This is a genomic window from Poseidonibacter antarcticus (assembly GCF_003667345.1).
GTDB lineage: Bacteria > Campylobacterota > Campylobacteria > Campylobacterales > Arcobacteraceae > Poseidonibacter > Poseidonibacter antarcticus.
In genome coordinates this window covers 1-627 of record NZ_RCWF01000048.1, presented here as the reverse complement: position 1 = coordinate 627, position 627 = coordinate 1, and the positions used below count along the sequence as shown (strand labels likewise).

Here is a 627-nt window from a genome sequence, read left to right as displayed (position 1 = left end):
AAGATTACTTTACAAACTTAAATTACATTGTTAAAGATCATCCATTTCTCGTAACACTTGGTGTCACTTAAATTGGAAGGGAATTATAGAACTTTTTTCTCTCTTTGTCAAGAGGATTTACTTTAGATTTGCTTAAATTTGTTAATTTATGGTTTGATGTTGTAATTCTAGGTTAAATGAGTTAAATTATACTATATTCTTTCAGTCTAAAAATGAAGTTTTATTTACATTAGTAAATATACATCATATTATAGATGTTTTACCTTCTATTATGGGAATGACTTTTATTCATAGATTGTTTTTGCATTCCTTTTGATTTATGGAAATGATGACAACCTGATAGGACTAATGTTATTAATAAAGCTAAATATAGTAGTAATGTTTTTTTCATAATGAATCCTTATTTTTGATTTAAAATTATTGCATATATTTTTTAACGACATATTATGTATTATATCAAATGGGTGAAGAGTTATATGTAATAAAAATTAGGCAAAAAAAAAGCTTCTAGCTAAAAGAACTAATGTTCAAATAGCTAAAAGCTTAAAAGTGGCTCCGGCACCTGGATTCGAACCAGGGACCAAATGATTAACAGTCATCTACTCTACCACTGAGCTATGCCGGAAT

1 tRNA gene is annotated in these 627 nt (G+C 27.3%); it reads right to left on the bottom strand.

Features of this window, described 5'->3' with window-relative positions:
• Nucleotides 1-550 precede the first annotated feature (550 nt).
• Nucleotides 551-625, bottom strand: a tRNA-Asn gene (locus tag D9T19_RS14440).
• Nucleotides 626-627: the final 2 nt, after the last annotated feature.